Genomic DNA, 16,798 nt, shown 5'->3' with positions numbered 1-16,798 from the left:
GGGGCAACCCGCCAACGCCGCCGACGCCGGGGCCGGTCGGGTCACCGCGGCCCATCCCCGACCGAAGATCAGGGCACAGATCGGGGGTAACCCCGATGACACCGATCGGCCCCGTCCGTACGGTCATCGCCATGCGACCACAGAAGTCGGCGCTGACCGCCGCCATCGCCGCGATCGCCCTACTGCTCAGCGGCTGTGCGGATTTCGAGCGCACCCGCACCCTGCAGACCGACCTCGACGGGTTGACGGGCGCGGGGGTCGTTGGCGCGGTGACGACCGTGAGCGCGGGCAGCACCACCACGGTCCTGACGAGTGGTGTCGGCGATCGCACGACGGGCGCCGAGATCGCCGACGACAGCCGCGTCCGAGTGGGCAGCATCACCAAGACCTTCACGTCCGCGGTCATCATGCAGCTCGTGGCGGAGGGAAAGATCGATCTCGACCGCGCCATCGAGGGTTACCTGCCCGGCATGATCGCGGGCGCGGGCGGGGACGGCACGGCGATCACGGTCCGGCAGCTCATGCAGCATCGCAGCGGGCTGCCCGAGTTCGCGGGCGAGCCAGGGGCGGACGAACTGGTCGCCGCGACCGAGAACCGCACGATCACCCCGGCACAGGCGGTCGCGATCGCGATGGCCAAACCGGCGCAGTTCCCACCGGGTTCCCGCTTCCTCTACACCAACACCAACTACATCGTGCTCGGCATGCTGATCGAGGCGGTGACCCGGCACAGCTACACCGACGAGCTCACCACCCGCATCCTCGGCCCCCTCGGCCTCGAGGACACCTACCTTCCCGGCCCGGGCGAGCGCGCGATCCGGGGCCCGCACCCGTCCGGATACCAGGACGTCGACGGTGTCGTCGCCGACGTCTCGATGATCGAACCCTCGGTGCCGTGGTCCGCGGGTGCCCTGGTCTCCACCGGCCGCGACCTCAACAGGTTCTGGCTGGCCCTGCTGGACGGAAAGGTGGTTCCCCGTGCGCAACTGGACGAGATGACGAGGGCGCAACCGGCCGCCGACGAGGCCGAGGGCATGGGGTACGGCCTCGGCGTCGGATCCACCGACCTGCCCTGCGGGGTCAGGTACGTCGGCCACACCGGCGGAATCCCCGGCTACTACACCCTGTCCGGCGCGAGCACCGAGGGCAGGGCGGTGACCATCACCCTCACCCAGATCCCGACCCGGCAGACCGACAGCGAGGCCCTGCTCTCGCACGCACTCTGCCCGTGAGAACCGCGGTCAGGCGCCGAAGGTGTGCTCCACCACGGCCTTCGCCCGGCGCGTGACGCGCAGGTAGTTGTCCAGGAACTCCCCTGCGTCGCCGGAGTCCCAGCCGGCGACCTGCGCGACCGCGGACAGCACCCGGCCAGGTCCCGGCAGCTGATCGGTTGGCTTGCCGCGCACCAGGACCAGGGCGTTGCGGGCCTTGGTCGCCGTGAGCCAGGCCTCGCGCAACAGCTCGATGTCCGTCTCGCTCATCAGTTCCGCCGCGCCGATCGCATCCAGCGTCTGCAGGGTCGAGGTGTTGTGCAGGGCAGGCACATCGTGGGCGTGCCGGAGTTGGATCAGCTGCACCGTCCACTCCACGTCGGCGAGGCCGCCGCGTCCGAGCTTGGTGTGGGTGGCCGGGTCGGCGCCGCGCGGCAACCGCTCGGAGTCGACCCTGGCCTTGATCCGCCGGATCTCGCGGACCGCCTGTTCCGAGACCCCGCCCTCCGGGTACCGGGTCTCGTCGATCATGTGCAGGAACCGCAGGGCGAGATCCGGGTCGCCCGCGGCGGTGTGCGCGCGCAGCAGCGCCTGGATCTCCCAGGCCTGCGCCCACTGTCGGTAGTACGCCTCGTACGACGCCAGCGTCCGCACCAGCGGACCGTTGCGGCCCTCCGGGCGCAGGCCGGTGTCCACCTCGAGCGGCGGGTCCGTGCTCGGCGCGCCGAGCAACTTCTGCACCCGATCCGCGATGCTGTTGGCCCACTTGACCGCCCGGACCTCGTCCTCGCCCGGTCTTGGCTCGCAGACGAACAGCACGTCCGCGTCCGAGCCGTAGCCGAGTTCCCCGCCGCCGAGCCTGCCCATCCCGATCACCGCGAACGACGCGGGCGCCGGTCCGCCCAGTTCGGCCTCGCTGGCCCGGATCACCGCGTCGAGCGCGGCACCGAGCACGGCCGCCCACACCGAGGACAGGGCGCGACACACCTGCGGGACGTCGAGCATTCCCAGCACGTCGGCCGACGCCACCCGCGCCAGCTCATGCCTGCGCAGCGAGCGGGCGGCATTGACCGCACGCACCGGGTCGTCATAGCGCGCAGAGGAAGACAGGATCCCGCGGGCGACCTCGTCCGGGTCGATGTCGAGCAGCCGGGGGCCCGCCGGTCCGTCGGCGAACAGCCGCAGCACGTCCGGCGCCTTGATCAGCAGGTCCGGGATGTACGCGGACGACCCGAGCACGATCATCAGGCGCTGGGCCACCGCGCCCTCGTCGCGCAGGACCCGCAGGAACCAGTCCTGCTCCAGCATGGCCTCGGACAGCCTGCGGTAGGCGAGCAGTCCGGCATCGGGATCCGGTGTGTCGCTGAGCCATTCGAGCAACGTCGGCAGCAGCAGGGCCTGGATCCGCCCCTTGCGCGATGCGCCGCCGGTCAACGCCTTCAGGTGACCGAGGGCGTTCTCGGGCGCGGTGTAGCCGAGCGCCGCGAGCTGACGCGTCGCCGCGTCCGGGCTCAACCGGATCGCGTCCTTGTCCAGCCGGGCAACCGATTCCAGCAGCGGGCGGTAGAAGAGCTTGGCGTGCAGGCGACGGATCCGGTGCGCGTTGCGCTTGACCTCGGCATTGAGCACGCCGAGCGCGTCGCGCTGGCCGTCCGGGCGCATGTGCGCGGCGCGGGCGAGCCAGCGCAGCGCCTCCTCGTCGTGCGCGGGCGGCAGCGTGTGCGTGCGCTTGAGCTTCTGCAGCTGCAGCCGGTGCTCGATCAACCGCAGGAACTCGTACGACGCAGCGAGATTCGCGGCGTCGTCGCGCCCGACGTAGCCGCCGGCCGCGAGCGCGGTCAGCGCGTCGACGGTGCTCTGCACATGCAGCGACTCGTCCGCGCGCCCGTGCACCAGCTGCAGCAACTGCACCGCGAACTCGACGTCGCGCAGACTGCCGCGGCCGAGCTTGATCTCCCGCTCGCGCAGCTCCGGCGGCACCATCTCCTCGACCCGACGGCGCATGGCCTGCAGGTCGACGACGAAATCCTCGCGCTCGGAGGCCGTCCACACCATCGGGTTCAGCGCGTCGACGTAGCGTTCGCCGAGCGCGAGGTCGCCGGTCGCCGGTCGCGCCTTGAGCAGCGCCTGGAACTCCCAGGTCTTGGCCCAGCGCTTGTAGTACGCGATGTGCGAGTCGAGGGTGCGGACCAGCTCGCCGCGCTTGCCCTCGGGCCGCAACGCCGCGTCGACCTCGAAGAAGGCGGCCGAACCCACCCGCATCAGCTCGCCCGCGAGCCGACTGGTTGATGCGTCCGAGGGCTCCGCGACGAACACCACGTCGACATCGCTGACGTAGTTCAGTTCGCGCGCACCGCATTTGCCCATCGCGACCACGGCGAGCCGGGCCGGACACGGCCCGTCGGGGTAGATCTCCGCGACCGCGACCGCGAGCGCCCCCGTGAGCGCGGCGTCGGCCATGTCGGAGAGCTGTCGCCCGACCGTCTGGTACGGCAGCACCGGCTCGTTCTCGACGGTGGCCGCCAGGTCGGCGGCCGCCAGCACCATCAGCTGGTCGCGGTAGGTCTTGCGCAGCGCGGCGATCGCGGCGGGTCCGGTGATCCCCGCCCGGTACACCAGATTGGTCTCGGACGCGCTGCCGTCCGGGGTGGCCTGCACGCTGGCCAGCAGCTCGTCGGTGAGCTCGTCCCGGCTCGGCAGCTGGGACTCCCCCGCCAGCAGCTTCCACCCGGACGGATCGGCGACGAGGTGGTCGCCGAACGCGCTCGACGCACCGATCAGTCCGAACAGCCTGCCCCGCAAGGCCGTATCGGTTCGGAGTTCGGCATCGAGCTCGGCCCACCCGTCACCGAGACCGTCTTTGACACGGACCAGGGTGCGCAGGGCCAGGTCGGCATTCGCGGCGCGCGAGAGCGCCCAGAGCAGCTCCAGGCTCTCCGGGTTGGCCCAGTCGAGGTGGGCGAGCTCGTCCCCCGCGGTCGGCTCGACGAGGCCGAGACGGCCGACGCTGGGGATCGTGGAACGGGCGGTAGGCGGCTTGACCATCTGCGCTTACAGACCCAGGTAGGTCTTGATCTCGAACGGGGTCACCTGGCTGCGATACTCCTCCCACTCGCGCCGCTTGTTGCGCAGGAAGAAATCGAACACGTGCTCGCCGAGGGCCTCGGCCACCAGCTCCGAGCGCTCCATCTCGCGCAGCGCGGTGTCGAGGCTGCTCGGCAGCTCCTTGTAGCCCATCGCCCTGCGCTCCGCCGACGTCAGCGACCAGACGTCGTCCTCGGCCTCAGGCGGCAGCTCGTAGCCCTTCTCGATGCCACGGAGTCCGGCGGCGAGCAGCACCGCGAAGGTGAGGTACGGGTTGCAGGCCGAGTCTGGGCTGCGGATCTCGACGCGGCGCGAGGACGCCTTGTTCGGCGTGTACATCGGCACCCGGATCAGGGCCGAGCGGTTCGACGGGCCCCAGGACGCGGCGGTCGGGGCCTCGCCGCCGTGGATCAGCCGCTTGTAGGAGTTCACCCACTGGTTGGTCACCGCGCTGATCTCGTTGGCGTGCTCGAGGATGCCTGCGATGAACGCCTTGCCGGTGTCCGAGAGCTGCATCGGGTCGTCCGGGTTGTGGAAGGCGTTGTTCTCGCCCTCGAACAGGCTCATGTGGGTGTGCATGGCCGACCCGGCCTGATCGCTGAACGGCTTGGGCATGAAGGTCGCGCGCACGCCCTCGTTGATCGCGACCTCCTTCACGATGTAGCGGAAGGTCATCACGTTGTCGGCCATCGACAGCGCGTCGGCGTAGCGCAGGTCGATCTCCTGCTGCCCCGGCGCGGCCTCGTGATGGCTGAACTCGACCGAGATGCCCATCGACTCGAGCGCGTCGATGGCGTGCCTGCGGAAGTTCGGCGCCGAGTCGTGCACGGCCTGGTCGAAGTAGCCGCCGCTGTCCGCGGGCACCGGCGGGGTGCCGTCGACGGGGCCGTTCTCGAGCAGGAAGAACTCGATCTCGGGGTGCACGTAGCAGCTGAACCCGAGGTCGCTCGCCTTGCTCAGCTGTCGGCGCAGCACGTGCCGCGGGTCGGCCCACGACGGGGTCCCGTCCGGCATCGCGATGTCGCAGAACATGCGAGCCGAGTGCTGCGCGCCGTCCTTGTGCGCCCACGGCAGGATCTGGAACGTCGACGGGTCCGGCTTGGCGACGGTGTCCGCCTCCGAGACCCGCGAGAAGCCCTCGATGGCCGAGCCGTCGAACCCGATGCCCTCACTGAAGGCACCCTCGAGCTCGGCCGGGGCGATCGCCACCGACTTCAGGTAGCCGAGCACATCGGTGAACCACAGTCGGACAAAACGGATGTCGCGCTCTTCGAGGGTGCGGAGCACGAATTCCTTTTGGCGATCCATGTCCGCGAGAGTAGGCAAAGTCCGTTAAATCTGTGTTACATCGTGAAATCGGTTACTAACACGTGAGGTCGGGCTGGGGTTCGGTCAGCTCGGTGAGGTACTCGACGACGGGGTCGTCGACGCAGGAGACGCCGCTCATCGCGACGGTGTGCTGAGTCCCCCGGTAGGTGATCAGCGAGGCCCCGAGCTGCTTGGCGAGCTCCACTCCCGCCTGGTACGGCGTGGCGGGATCCTCGGTCGTCGAGATCACGAGAAGGGGCGGCAGGCCAGGCGCATCGATCGTGTGCGGGCCCCCCGAGCTGGGCACCGGCCAGAAGGCGCAGGTGTCCAGCGGGGCATTGCCCGTGCCGCGGCCGTCGTCGAGGAACGGGGCGGCCCGCCGGAACTCGGTGTCCGCCGCACCGGCCTCGGCCCGGTCGGTGACCGGCGGGTCGTCGACGCACCGAACCGCGTTGAACACGTCATCGATATTGCTGTAGCTGCCGTCCGCCTGGCGACCCTCGTACGTGTCGGCCAGCTGCAGGAGGGTGTCGCCGTGGCCGTCGGCCAGCGAGCTGAGCCCTCCGCGGAGCGCCCCCCACAGGTTCTGCGAGTACAGCGCCTGCTGGACCCCGGTGATCGCGTCCCGGTAGCCGAGGCCCCTTGGGTCGGTGGTGGCGGCGGGCTTGTCCACCAGCGGGTCGACCAGCTCCTGGAACCTCGCGGTGAACCGGGCCGGGTCGGTGCCGAGCGGGCAGTCGTCCGACGTCGCGCAGTCCGCCGCGAACGCGTCGAACGCCGTCTGGAAGCCCGCCCCCTGCAGCACCACCTCCTTGACCGAGTCCTGGTTCGGGTCCAGCGCACCGTCGAGCACCATCGCGCGCACGTTCGCGGGGAACGTCTCGGCGTAGCTCGAGCCGAGCCGGGTGCCGTAGGAGTACCCGAGATAGCTGAGCTTCTCGTCGCCGAGCACCGACCGGATCACGTCCATGTCCCGGACCACCTCGCGGGTGCCGACGTGCTCGAGGAACTCGGCGCCGGTCCGCTCGGCACACTTGCGCGCGTAGTCGGCGTTCTTCGCCTCGGTCCTGGCGATCCCCTCCGGGCTCATGTCCACGCCGGGATCCGCGCGCTTCTCGTCGTTCTCTGCGGGCGTCAGGCAGCGCACCTGCGGTGTCGACGCGCCGATCCCACGCGGGTCGAACCCGATCACGTCGAACCGTTCGCCCAACGCGGTGCCCGAGCCCTCGGTCGCCATCGACAGGCCGGAGGCGCCGGGACCGCCGGGGTTGACCAGCACGGAACCGATCTTCGAGCCGGTCGCCTTGCTCCGGGAGATCGCGATCTTGGCGGTGTCGCCCGACGGGTCCGCGTAGTCCACCGGCACGGTGACCTCGGCGCAGTCGATCCTGCTGGACAGCGGCATCCCGTCGGTGCTGTAGCCCTCGCAGGACTCCCACTGCGGGGTCTGCGTGTAGAACGCCTCCAGGCCGGCGGGCACGGCGCCCGCGCCGGGACCGAAATCGCCCGCAGCCCCGCCGACGGGCTCCCCCTTGGCGGCCCCGTCGACCACGCTTCCGCATCCGGCGGCCATGGCTGCGACGAGCGCTCCCACGGCCAGGGCGACAGGGACTCGGCGCGATATCGGCATGCCATCGATGGTGCCACGGTCCCCGAAACGGGCCGGTCCGCGCTCTTTCGGCAGGGTTGACCCCGTATTCCGGGGCAGATCCTGCCGAACTGCGCGTCGGTTGGAACGCGAGGCGGTCCGGCCGACGTCCAAGACGACATGACTCCGATCGCCGTGCACGCCCTGATGGCACATCAAGACGGCGTCATCACCTTGGATCAGGCGCGGTCGGCGGGAATGAGCGCGACCGCCGTCGACCGCCGGGTGAGCACCGGGCAGTGGCGTCGTCTGCACCGGGGCATCTACCTACGGTCCGACAGGCAGCTGACTCGGGCCGCGCGGTTGCGCGCGTCGGTGTTCGCCGCCGGACCGGACGCCGTGGCGAGCGGAACCAGCGCGGCCTGGTGGCTCGGTCTCACCGACCGACCTCCCGCCGACGACCTCGTCACGATCCCTCGCGCCCGTGCCGTCAAGAACCGGGATCGGATCCGCGTCCGGCGACGCGACCTGCACTGGAGCGATATCGGCACAGTTCGCGGCCTGCGTATCACTGAGCTCCCGCTGACCGTCCTCGAGGCCGCCGTCGAGCTCCGGGACGGATCGGTATTGATGGACCGAGCGCTGCAGCGGCACACGACCCTCGCGATCCTGGAGGCAGTGCACGAGCGAAACAGCGGACGGTTCGGCACCACCGCGGCCACCCGACTGCTCCGCTCGGCAGGCGAGGGTGGCGCGTCGGAAGCCGAGCGAATGCTGATGCGGTTGCTGCGGGGCTCGGAGCTGACCGGCTGGAGTACCCACGTCACCAGCTGTGGCTACGAGATCGACGTGGCGTTCGTGCGCAGCCGCGTTGCGATCGAAGTAGACGGGTGGGCCTGGCACCGTGACGTGGCCCGGTTCAACAACGATGCCCGGCGACAGAACATCCTGGTCAACGCCGGCTGGCACGTGCTGCGCTTCACCTGGCACCAGCTTCGACACGACCCGGATTTCGTCCTGCACCAGATCGTCGCGGCACTCGGGGGCCGCTCGTAACCAATGTGGGAAGGATCGGCCCCGGAATGCGGGGCCGATCCTTCCCACAACCGACCACTGCGAGTGTGACCAATTGCACGTCACCGCCTGTTCTCGGGGTGATCGGCCGGTGGCAGACTGAGCTACGTCATCACCCACAACCCGGGGACCCGCACTGGGCCTCGAGGCACGAAAGGGACACTGATGTCCGATAACACTGCGCCCTACGGTTCCGCGCCCGCTCAGCCGGCCGCCAAGCGAACCAAGATCCGCACCCATCACCTGCAGGCCATGAAGGCCGAGGGTGAGCGCTGGGCGATGCTCACCGCGTACGACTACTCGACCGCGCGGCTCTTCGAGGAGGCCGGCATCCCGGTACTCCTGGTCGGCGACTCCGCCGCGAACGTCGTATACGGCTACGACACGACGGTGCCGATCACCATCGACGAACTGATCCCCCTGGTCCGCGGCGTGGTCCGCGGCGCTCCGAACGCCCTCGTCGTCGCCGACCTGCCGTTCGGCAGCTACGAGTCCTCCCCCGAGCAGGCGCTGGCCACCGCCACCCGGTTCATGAAGGACGGCCAGGCCCACGCGGTCAAGCTCGAGGGCGGCGAGCGCGTCGCCCCGCAGATCGCCGCGATCACCGCGGCGGGCATCCCGGTGATGGCGCACATCGGGTTCACCCCGCAGTCCGTGAACAGCCTCGGCGGCTTCCGCGTGCAGGGCCGCGGCGACGGCGCCGAGCAGCTCGTCGCCGACGCCATCGCCGTGCAGGAGGCCGGCGCGTTCTCCGTGGTCATGGAGATGGTGCCCGCCGAGATCGCCGGGCAGGTCACCAGGAAGCTGACGATCCCGACCGTGGGCATCGGCGCTGGCGCCGAGTGCGATGCCCAGGTGCTGGTCTGGCAGGACATGGCCGGGTACACCAGCGGCAAGACCGCCAAGTTCGTCAAGAAGTTCGCCGCCGTCGGCGACGAACTGCGCGGCGCGGCGGCCGCCTACGCCGCCGAGGTCCGGTCCGGCACCTTCCCCGCCGAGGAACACAGCTTCTGACGCCGGCTCCACGCGCGGCGACGATCCGCCCTCTCGCGGGGCGGGTTGTCGTCGCGCGATGGCACACTCGATGACAACGGCGCGCGCGGGTATCCCGCGCGCGCCACACACTTCACCGAAAGACAGGGTGCCTACATGTTCCATCGTCGTCTCGCGGCCGCCGTCGCCGGAGCCGCTGCTGTCGTCGCTCTCGCGAGCGGCTGCGCCACCGAGAACGCCCCTGCACCCGCCCCCGCGCCGAGCGGCGGCACGGGCACCCTGCCCGGCACCTCCGCCGCCCCTGCGCCAGGCGGCCTCGTCGCCGGCGGCGTCACCGAGGCGCAGGCCGCCCAGCTGTGCTCGGACATGCAAGCACAGCTGCAGAGCTGGCGCACCTACACCCCGACCATCGGCAAGGGTGGGCTGAACACGGTCGTCGGCACCTGGGCCGCCCAGAACGGAATCAACGTCATCGAACTGATGGGCAACAAGGCCCGGATCGACGCGATCACCCAGGCGCAGTGCCCTGATGTGCGCGCCGAGGCCATCGAATCACTGCGGATCCCGGACCTGGCATCGGGCCTGATCGGGTTCTGACGCCGATGCGGGCCCTGTACCCCGAGATCGAGCCGCACCGCGCCGGACACCTCGACGTGGGCGACGGGCAGCGCATCTACTGGGAGGTCAGCGGCAATCCCGACGGCAAACCCGTCGTGTTCCTGCACGGCGGGCCCGGCGGCGGCACCACCGCCGACCACCGCCGGTTCTTCGACCCCGACGCCTACCGGATCGTGCTGTTCGATCAGCGCGGCTGCGGGCGTTCGACCCCGCACGTCGCGGACGGCGCGGACCTGTCGGTGAACACCACCCAACACCTCATCGCCGACATCGAGGCCCTGCGCACGCATCTCGGGGTGCAGCGCTGGCAGGTCTTCGGCGGTTCCTGGGGTTCGACGCTGGCGTTGGCCTACGCGCAGGCCAACCCGGACCGGGTCACCGAGCTGGTGCTGCGCGGGGTGTTCCTGCTGCGCCGCAGCGAGATCGACTGGTACTACAACGGCGGCGCGAGCGCGATCTACCCCGACCTGTGGGAGGGCTTCCTCGCCCCGGTGCCCGAGGCCGAGCGCGGCGGCGACCTCGTCGAGGCGTACCACCGCCTGCTGCACTCCCCCGACGCCGACGTCGCGCTGGCCGCCGCCGTCGCCTGGTCCACCTGGGAGGGTGCCACCAGTTCGCTGCTGCCGAGGCCGGCGCGCGTCGAGGAGAGCGCGGAGCCGCGCTTCGCCCTGGCGTTCGCGCGGATCGAGAACCACTACTTCCGCAATCACGGATTCCTCGATGAAGGCCAGTTGCTCCGGGACATCGCCGCGATCGAGACGATCCCGGCGGTGATCGTGCAGGGCCGGTACGACGTGGTGTGCCCGACGACCAGCGCGTGGGCCCTGCACCGGGCCTGGCCGTCGGCCAGGCTGGTGATCGTCGACGACGCCGGGCACGCCGCCAACGAACCGGGGATCACCCATCACCTGGTCGAGGCGACCGACACCTTTCGCGGCTGACGCGCGCAACTCTCGACAGCGACGGACGCGGGCGGGTAGACCTGAGGTATGGGCAAGGGGCGCACATCGGACGGGACCACGGCCGTGCTGGCGGCGCTGCGCGACTACGCCGACCAACTGGACGCGCACGCCGACGAGGTGCGCCGCGACGAGTTCGACTCCGTGCACCAGATGCGGGTGTCGGCGCGGCGCCTGCGCAGCGTGCTCGGCAGCTACCGGTCGCTGTTCCCGGACGGTGACACCGACGGCGTGCGGGCCGAACTCCGATGGCTGGGTACGGTTCTCGGCAACGCCAGGGACGCCGAGGTGATGGCCGAACGGTTTCGCGAGCTCCTCGACGCGCAGCCTCCCGAGCTGATCCGCGGGCCCGTCCGCCACCGCCTGATCGAGACCAACGAGCTCGCCTACCGCGACGCGCACACCGAGGCGGTCGCCACGCTCGACGGCCCGCGCTACGAGGCGCTCCTGGCCGCGCTGGACGCCCTGCTCGCGGCGGCCCCACACCGGCACGACGCGGTCCGGTCCGGGCTGAACCACGCCAGTCGCAGGATGCGCAAGGCGGCGAGAAGGGCGGGACTCACCGCACGAGGCACCGGCGAACCGACGCCGGAGCGCCTGCACACGGTCCGCAAGCGCGCCAAGGCGCTCCGGTACGCCGCCGAGGCCGCCGCATCCACTCGTCCCTCGCCCGTGCGCGCGGGCAAGGCGGCGAAGAAGCTGCAGACCGTGCTCGGCGATCACCACGATTCCGTGGTCGCACGCTCCCGGCTGCTGGCGGCGGCCGACCTGGCCCGCGGCGCGGGCGAGGACACCTTCACCTACGGCGTGCTGACAGCCGTCGAGGCCGACCGGGTTCGACGCGCCGTGCCGCGGTCGCGAAAGCTGGTGCGAAAGATCAGGTCTGCGAGCCGGAAGCTGTAGCCGGGTAGCCGAACTTCACCGTCCGCTCGGCCACGTCGGCCTGGACCAGACGAACCGACACCGCCTCGCCCTCCGGCGGATCGCCGAGGCACTTGCCGATGACCGTTGCCTGCGGCGCGAAGACCTCGGCCTCGCGCTTGCCGTCCACCCCGCGCAGCACCACCGCCTCGAACACCTCGCCCTCGCGGCCGGCGAGCAGGGTGGCCTCGGTGAGGTCCACACAGGCGCGGTCGACCTTGTTGGCCACCGTGTCCGAGCCCCTCATCAGATCCGACAGGGAGGGCAGGGCCTCGCGAACCCATTGCGGCACCGGTGTTCCCGCGCAGACCGCCAGGCACACCTCGGTGCTGAACCGGTCCGAGAGGCGCCGCAGCGGAGCGGTGACGTGGGCGTACGGAGCGCCGATCCCGGAATGCGTGACCAGCTCGGGGACCTCGCCGTCGAACGCGGCGTAGCCCGCTCCCCGCAGCAGGGAGGTCGCCTCGGTCATCATCACCAGCGTGGCGGGCGTGTTCGGCTCCAGCCCCGCGAGGAACTCGCCGACCGGGACCCGCGCCGGCCAGTCCATGCCGAGGGCGCTCGCGGCCGTGCGCAGGGCCGCGACCGCGCCGGGCGCCGGGTCCGGCAGCGTGCGCAGCAGCCCGATGCCTGCGTCGATCATCAGCTGGGCCGCGCACATCCCGGTCAGCAGCGACACCTCCGCGTTCCAGTCGTCGGCCTCGGTGCGCGGCTGCAGCTCGAGCCGCCAGCCGTCGCCGTCGCCGACCACCTCCTGCTCGGGCAGCTTGAGCTCGATCGCGCCGCGGTCGATCGCGGATGCGAGTCGCAGCTTGCCGAACTCGGGCAGCGCCGCGATCGAGGGATGCAACGAACCGGACTCGGAATCCGCCTGCACCCCCGCGTAATCGAACCGTGCGACCGAACGCACCAGGGCGCGTGTGACCTCGACGGAGACCGGCTCCGCCCGCTCGTCGAGCTCGATTCGCCACAGGGCGGCGGGCCGCACCAGATCGGGTAGCAGGCTGGCGGCGCCCTCGGACATCACCCGCGGGTGCAGCGGGAGCGACCCGTCCGGCAGGTAGAAGGTCTGCCCGCGCCGCCGGACCTCGGCATCCAGGTCGCCGCCGGGGATCACGACGGCCCCGACGTCGGCGATCGCGTAGTGCAGGACGAACCCGGTGGGCGTGCGCTCGAGGTGCAGGGCCTGGTCGAGGTCCATGGACGTCGGCGGGTCGATGGTGACCAGGGCAAGGTCGGTTCGGTCCGCGCGCTCGGCCGCGAACCGGTCGACCGCGGACTCCGCCTCCGCGACGGCCCTCGGGGGAAAATCGGCGGTCAGCGAGAAGTCGGTCCGGATGGCACCGAAGTCGATCCCGCGGGCTGAGATACGCGTCATCACAACTGCCGAGAGTAATGGCTCCCGGCGACCGGGCGGCCGACCGTCAGTTGTTCCAGTCGTCCTCGGCCTTGTCCGCGGCCCTGTTGCGCTCCGCGGCGATCTCCAACGCCCGCTCGGCGGTCTCGCGATCGGGATAGGGACCCATCCGGTCGAGCCCGCGGGCGTCCTTGCCCTGACGCACCGAACCGTCCGACACGCAGTAGTACCAGAGGTGCTCTTCGTCCTCGCTCATGTCTTCAGTGTGCCCGGTTCCCGCGACCCTCACCATCCGAACCGAAGACTCGAAATCTTTTCGGCCAGTTCGCTTGAGGACTGCACGCAAGCATGAGACTCTTACGCGCGGCAGGGTACGGCGTGTCACATCCACCGCACCCGTATCCAGGATTCGAGAGATTCCGCGCTGCTCCGCCTCAACCCGTATGAAATGGAGAATCACCCGCATGGCCCCCATGTCTTACCTGCTCTACGATGCCCTCCTCCCGCATCTCGGAGCCGAAGCCGCCACCCACTGGGCGACGACCTTCGTCGTCGACCCGGTCTAGGTCCGGCTTCACCGGCTATGCCCCCGCCGATTCGGTGGGGGCATAGCTGTATCCGTCGGCGACCGGGGTCTGCCCGCGCATCGCGGCCTGCTCCGCCAGCCGCCGGTTCAGGTCGGCGACCTCCGCGGTGAGCCGGTGGATCTCGTCGGTGGCGTGCTTCGTCCCGTCCTCCTGCGCCGCGGCGACCCGTTCGACGAACCAGGACGCCAGGGACGCGGTGACGACACCGAGCAGCGCAACGCCGCCGAGCATCAGCCCGAACGCGATCAGCCGGCCCTCCGCCGTGGTCGGGTACCGATCCCCGTAGCCGACGGTGGTCACCGTCGTCACCCCCCACCAGAGCGCGTCCCCGAACCCGGTGATGTTCGCGTCCGGATTGGCCCGTTCGGCGTCGAGGACCGCGAGGGCGGCGCAGAACACCAGCAGCCCGGCCCCGCCGACCACGTATGCGCCGACCCTGCCCCGGAACGATCCGGCCATGCTGCGGCTGAGCGCGGCCAGCACCACCACCAGGCGCAGCGGACGCAGCACCGGGAGCAGCAGCGCCACCAGTTCGAAGAGGTTGGCCCTGATGAAGTCCCACTTCTCGCGTGCCCGCACGAGTCGGTCGCCGTAGTCGAGCGCGAAGGCGACCCACGTGACGATCATCGTGACGTCGCAGAGGAGTCGCATTCCCGGCGGGAGTCCCACCACCAGGATCGGGAGTGCGTAGGCCCCGAGGAAGACGAGCGAGGCGACAGTGAGGAAGGCGTCCCTCGACGACTTGAGCAGTGTCATCGGCAGAGAGTAACGACTCCCGACCCACACCTTCTCGGTAAGTGGGCGGACGAGTTGGTCTGTAAGCCGGATCCTGTCCCCGGCGCCGAGGCGCCGGGTGGCGACCATCCATCTGGGCACACCGTTGCCGGGTACCTCGAGCGGTCCACCCGCAGGCTCGGGCGAGCAGCCCTCGAACACCTGCGCAGCCGCACCTTCGAGAAGGTGCGGCCTTCGACCTTGCTCCGGGCGGGGTTTACCTAGCCACCCCAGTCACCTGGGGTGCTGGTGCGCTCTTACCGCACCGTTTCACCCTCACCGACGCTCGCGCGCCGGCGGTCTGTTTTCTGTGGCACTGTCCCGCGGGTCACCCCGGGTTGCCGTTAGCAACCGCCCTGCTCTGTGGAGTCCGGACTTTCCTCGGCCCTGGGCCTGCGCGCGCGAGCGCACGGTTCCCCGAGCCGCGGCCGCCCGACCAACTCGTCCGCCGCTACAGACTACTGCCTGCCACGCTCGGCTCTGACACTCGAACGCTTGTTTGACCGGCGTCGACTGTCTACGGTCTAGCCATGGCCAGATACATCGCGTTGCTCCGGGGCGTCAACGTCGGCGGGATCAACATCAAGATGGCGGACCTCAAGGACGCGATCTCCGGGCTCGGATTCGACGGCGTCAAGACCGTATTGGCCTCGGGCAATGTGCTTTTCGACTCCGACCGCACCGATCGGCAGGAGATCAAGTCCGATATCGAGGCCTGCCTGCGGGAGCGGTTCGGCTACGACGCCTGGATCGTGCTGGTGGACCATCCGACGCTGGCCGCGATCGTCGAGGCGTTCCCGTTCGAGGCCGACCGGGACGGGTGGCACCCGTACGTGCTGCTGTCCTCCGACCCGGCGTCGCTGGACGACATGTTCGCCGCCGCACAGTCTCTCGCGCTCGGCGACGAGGCCGTCGCACTCGGCGACGGCGTCCTGTACTGGCACGTCGAACGCGGCCAGACCCTGCAGAGCCCGTTCGGAAAGCTCAGCGCCAAGGCCAAGTACAAGTCGACGACGACCAACCGGAACCTGCGCACCCTGCGCAAGCTGCTGTGACGGTCGGCTGAGGTACTCACCGAATGGTCTGGCTGGTCGGCGCCCTCGTCGCCCTGGTGCTGGCCGCCGCGATCATCCGGCCGCACGGACTGCCCGAGGTCGCCGTCGCCGCTCCCGCCGCCCTGATCGTGGTCGGCATCGGGGCTCTCACCCCGACAGAGGCCCTCGAGGAGGTACGCGCGCTCGGGCCGACCGTGGCGTTCCTTGCCGCGATCCTCGTGCTCGCCCACCTCGCGGACGCGAACGGCGTGTTCACGTGGACCGCGTCGGTCCTGCGGCGCGGCAGCCGAGGTCGCCCGAAGCGGCTGCTGGGACTGGCGTTCGCCGCCTGCGCGCTCACCACCGCGGTGCTGAGCCTGGACGCCACGGTGGTGCTGTTGACGCCCGCGATCCTGGCGACCGCGAGGAGGGTGGGCGTCTCGCCGCGCCCGGTGAACTACGCCGCGGCGCACCTGGCCAACTCGGCGTCGACGCTCCTACCGGTCTCGAATCTGACGAACCTGCTGGCCTTCTCGGCGACAGGCCTCGGCTTTGTTCACTTCGCCTCCCTGATGGCCCTGCCGTGGCTCGTGGCGATCGCCGTGGAGTTCGTGGTGTTCCGGCTCTTCTTCGCGCGCGACCTCGCGGCGCCGCCCCAGCCGGCCCCGCCCTCGACGCCGACCCGGCCCGCGCCGCCGCCACGCTGGGCGCTGACGGTCCTCGGTCTGACCCTGCTCGGCTTCGCGCTGTCCGGAATCGTCGGGGTTGCCCCGGCGTGGATCGCGGTCGCAGGCGTTGTCCTTCTCGGGGTGCCCGCCATGAAGGAGGGGCGCACCAGGCCGCGGTCGATGCTCGCCGCGGCCGATCCCTATTTCGCGGTGTTCGTCCTCGCGCTCGGGATCCTGGTCGCTCCCCTGACCGACGGGGCGGTCGGCGATTGGGTCGGTGGCCTGCTGCCGCATTCGGAATCGTTCACGGCCCTGCTGGTGACGGCGTCCATCGCCGCGATCGCCGCGAACCTGGTCAACAATCTGCCGGCCACCCTCCTGATGATCGGCGCCCTCGGGCCGGGCGCACCGACCGGACTGCTCCTGGCGATGCTGATCGGGGTGAACCTCGGGCCGAACCTGACCTACACCGGGTCCCTGGCAACGCTGCTGTGGCGCCGGGTCGCGACCCGCTGTGGGCAGCCGCCTTCGCTGCACACCTTCACGATGCTCGGCCTGATCAGCACCCCCCTGACCATCGTCGGCGCCGTCGCCGCGCTGTGGCTGGCGCTCTGACACGCTG

14 protein-coding genes and 1 other RNA gene are annotated in these 16,798 nt (G+C 70.5%); 8 read left to right on the top strand and 7 right to left on the bottom strand.

From position 1 onward, the window contains the following. The first annotated feature begins 131 nt into the window (after positions 1 to 131). Positions 132 to 1,232: a serine hydrolase domain-containing protein gene (locus tag BR31_RS0105245; RefSeq protein WP_051636990.1), complete on the top strand. Its 1,101-nt coding sequence runs from the start codon at positions 132 to 134 to the stop codon at positions 1,230 to 1,232. Between the two features lie 9 nt (positions 1,233 to 1,241). Here the strand turns inward: BR31_RS0105245 and BR31_RS0105240 are convergent, their stop codons facing one another. The 3 genes from BR31_RS0105240 to BR31_RS0105230 are packed head-to-tail and all read right to left on the bottom strand — an operon-like array spanning position 1,242 to position 7,233. Beyond that, positions 1,242 to 4,256, bottom strand: coding sequence for a bifunctional [glutamine synthetase] adenylyltransferase/[glutamine synthetase]-adenylyl-L-tyrosine phosphorylase (locus tag BR31_RS0105240; protein WP_027500040.1), 3,015 nt, complete (start codon positions 4,254 to 4,256; stop codon positions 1,242 to 1,244). Between the two features lie 6 nt (positions 4,257 to 4,262). Then, positions 4,263 to 5,603 (bottom strand): glutamine synthetase family protein, encoded by a 1,341-nt coding sequence (locus BR31_RS0105235; protein WP_027500039.1) that lies wholly within the window; start codon positions 5,601 to 5,603, stop codon positions 4,263 to 4,265. A gap of 55 nt (positions 5,604 to 5,658) precedes the next feature. Continuing rightward, positions 5,659 to 7,233 carry an alpha/beta hydrolase gene (locus tag BR31_RS0105230; RefSeq protein ID WP_027500038.1) on the bottom strand — a complete coding sequence of 525 codons (1,575 nt, stop codon included), beginning with the start codon at positions 7,231 to 7,233 and terminating at the stop codon, positions 5,659 to 5,661. A 138-nt stretch (positions 7,234 to 7,371) separates the two neighbouring features. Here BR31_RS0105230 and BR31_RS0105225 point away from each other — a divergent pair, with 138 nt between their 5' ends. The 5 genes from BR31_RS0105225 to BR31_RS27490 all read left to right on the top strand — a co-directional run bounded on the left by BR31_RS0105225 (position 7,372) and on the right by BR31_RS27490 (position 11,738). Continuing rightward, complete coding sequence (locus tag BR31_RS0105225; RefSeq protein ID WP_027500037.1) at positions 7,372 to 8,247, top strand: type IV toxin-antitoxin system AbiEi family antitoxin domain-containing protein; 876 nt, start codon at positions 7,372 to 7,374, stop codon at positions 8,245 to 8,247. A gap of 183 nt (positions 8,248 to 8,430) precedes the next feature. Further along, positions 8,431 to 9,279, top strand: coding sequence for a 3-methyl-2-oxobutanoate hydroxymethyltransferase (panB, locus tag BR31_RS0105220; RefSeq protein ID WP_027500036.1), 849 nt, complete (start codon positions 8,431 to 8,433; stop codon positions 9,277 to 9,279). Positions 9,280 to 9,414: 135 nt separating this feature from the next. Further along, positions 9,415 to 9,855, top strand: a complete 441-nt coding sequence (locus BR31_RS0105215) for a hypothetical protein (RefSeq protein ID WP_027500035.1) — start codon at positions 9,415 to 9,417, stop codon at positions 9,853 to 9,855. Next, entirely contained in the window at positions 9,852 to 10,817 is a 966-nt protein-coding gene (pip, locus tag BR31_RS0105210; RefSeq protein WP_027500034.1) for a prolyl aminopeptidase, read from the top strand. The genes BR31_RS0105215 and pip overlap by 4 nt, the downstream gene beginning before the upstream one ends. Before the next feature lie 48 nt (positions 10,818 to 10,865). Beyond that, complete coding sequence (locus BR31_RS27490; RefSeq protein ID WP_051636974.1) at positions 10,866 to 11,738, top strand: CHAD domain-containing protein; 873 nt, start codon at positions 10,866 to 10,868, stop codon at positions 11,736 to 11,738. Here the strand turns inward: BR31_RS27490 and BR31_RS0105200 are convergent. The 4 genes from BR31_RS0105200 to rnpB form a co-directional block, all read right to left on the bottom strand. Beyond that, on the bottom strand, positions 11,713 to 13,134 hold the full coding sequence (locus BR31_RS0105200) for an RNB domain-containing ribonuclease (protein WP_027500033.1): 1,422 nt from the start codon (positions 13,132 to 13,134) through the stop codon (positions 11,713 to 11,715). The two genes, BR31_RS27490 and BR31_RS0105200, sit on opposite strands and share 26 nt — an antisense overlap. Positions 13,135 to 13,180: 46 nt before the next feature. After that, entirely contained in the window at positions 13,181 to 13,369 is a 189-nt protein-coding gene (locus BR31_RS0105195; RefSeq protein ID WP_027500032.1) for a hypothetical protein, read from the bottom strand. A gap of 325 nt (positions 13,370 to 13,694) precedes the next feature. Continuing rightward, a complete protein-coding gene (locus BR31_RS32360) occupies positions 13,695 to 14,456 on the bottom strand; it encodes a potassium channel family protein (RefSeq protein WP_051636973.1) in 762 nt (253 codons plus the stop codon). 46 nt (positions 14,457 to 14,502) lie between these two features. Further along, positions 14,503 to 14,918: RNase P RNA component class A (rnpB, locus tag BR31_RS30450), an RNA gene on the bottom strand. Positions 14,919 to 15,004: 86 nt separating this feature from the next. On the opposite strand from rnpB, the gene BR31_RS0105180 reads away from it, so the two are divergent. Then, positions 15,005 to 15,529 (top strand): DUF1697 domain-containing protein, encoded by a 525-nt coding sequence (locus tag BR31_RS0105180; RefSeq protein WP_027500031.1) that lies wholly within the window; start codon positions 15,005 to 15,007, stop codon positions 15,527 to 15,529. A 23-nt stretch (positions 15,530 to 15,552) separates the two neighbouring features. Beyond that, positions 15,553 to 16,791, top strand: a complete 1,239-nt coding sequence (locus tag BR31_RS0105175) for an SLC13 family permease (protein WP_027500030.1) — start codon at positions 15,553 to 15,555, stop codon at positions 16,789 to 16,791. Positions 16,792 to 16,798 lie beyond the last annotated feature (7 nt).

The organism is Rhodococcus sp. UNC363MFTsu5.1, assembly GCF_000686785.1.
Lineage (GTDB): Bacteria > Actinomycetota > Actinomycetes > Mycobacteriales > Mycobacteriaceae > Rhodococcus_G > Rhodococcus_G maanshanensis.
This window is presented reverse-complemented; position numbering and strand designations above follow the sequence as displayed.

Bases quoted from the DNA above. Each gene is read 5' to 3' on its own strand.
- BR31_RS0105245 (WP_051636990.1), top strand. From the start codon at position 132: ATGCGACCACAGAAGTCGGCGCTGACCGCCGCCATCGCCGCGATCGCC.
- BR31_RS0105240 (WP_027500040.1), bottom strand. From the start codon at position 4,256: ATGGTCAAGCCGCCTACCGCCCGTTCCACGATCCCCAGCGTCGGCCGT.
- BR31_RS0105235 (WP_027500039.1), bottom strand. From the start codon at position 5,603: ATGGATCGCCAAAAGGAATTCGTGCTCCGCACCCTCGAAGAGCGCGAC.
- BR31_RS0105230 (WP_027500038.1), bottom strand. From the start codon at position 7,233: ATGCCGATATCGCGCCGAGTCCCTGTCGCCCTGGCCGTGGGAGCGCTC.
- BR31_RS0105225 (WP_027500037.1), top strand. From the start codon at position 7,372: ATGACTCCGATCGCCGTGCACGCCCTGATGGCACATCAAGACGGCGTC.
- panB (WP_027500036.1), top strand. From the start codon at position 8,431: ATGTCCGATAACACTGCGCCCTACGGTTCCGCGCCCGCTCAGCCGGCC.
- BR31_RS0105215 (WP_027500035.1), top strand. From the start codon at position 9,415: ATGTTCCATCGTCGTCTCGCGGCCGCCGTCGCCGGAGCCGCTGCTGTC.
- BR31_RS27490 (WP_051636974.1), top strand. From the start codon at position 10,866: ATGGGCAAGGGGCGCACATCGGACGGGACCACGGCCGTGCTGGCGGCG.
- BR31_RS0105200 (WP_027500033.1), bottom strand. From the start codon at position 13,134: ATGACGCGTATCTCAGCCCGCGGGATCGACTTCGGTGCCATCCGGACC.
- BR31_RS0105195 (WP_027500032.1), bottom strand. From the start codon at position 13,369: ATGAGCGAGGACGAAGAGCACCTCTGGTACTACTGCGTGTCGGACGGT.
- BR31_RS32360 (WP_051636973.1), bottom strand. From the start codon at position 14,456: ATGACACTGCTCAAGTCGTCGAGGGACGCCTTCCTCACTGTCGCCTCG.
- BR31_RS0105180 (WP_027500031.1), top strand. From the start codon at position 15,005: ATGGCCAGATACATCGCGTTGCTCCGGGGCGTCAACGTCGGCGGGATC.
- BR31_RS0105175 (WP_027500030.1), top strand. From the start codon at position 15,553: ATGGTCTGGCTGGTCGGCGCCCTCGTCGCCCTGGTGCTGGCCGCCGCG.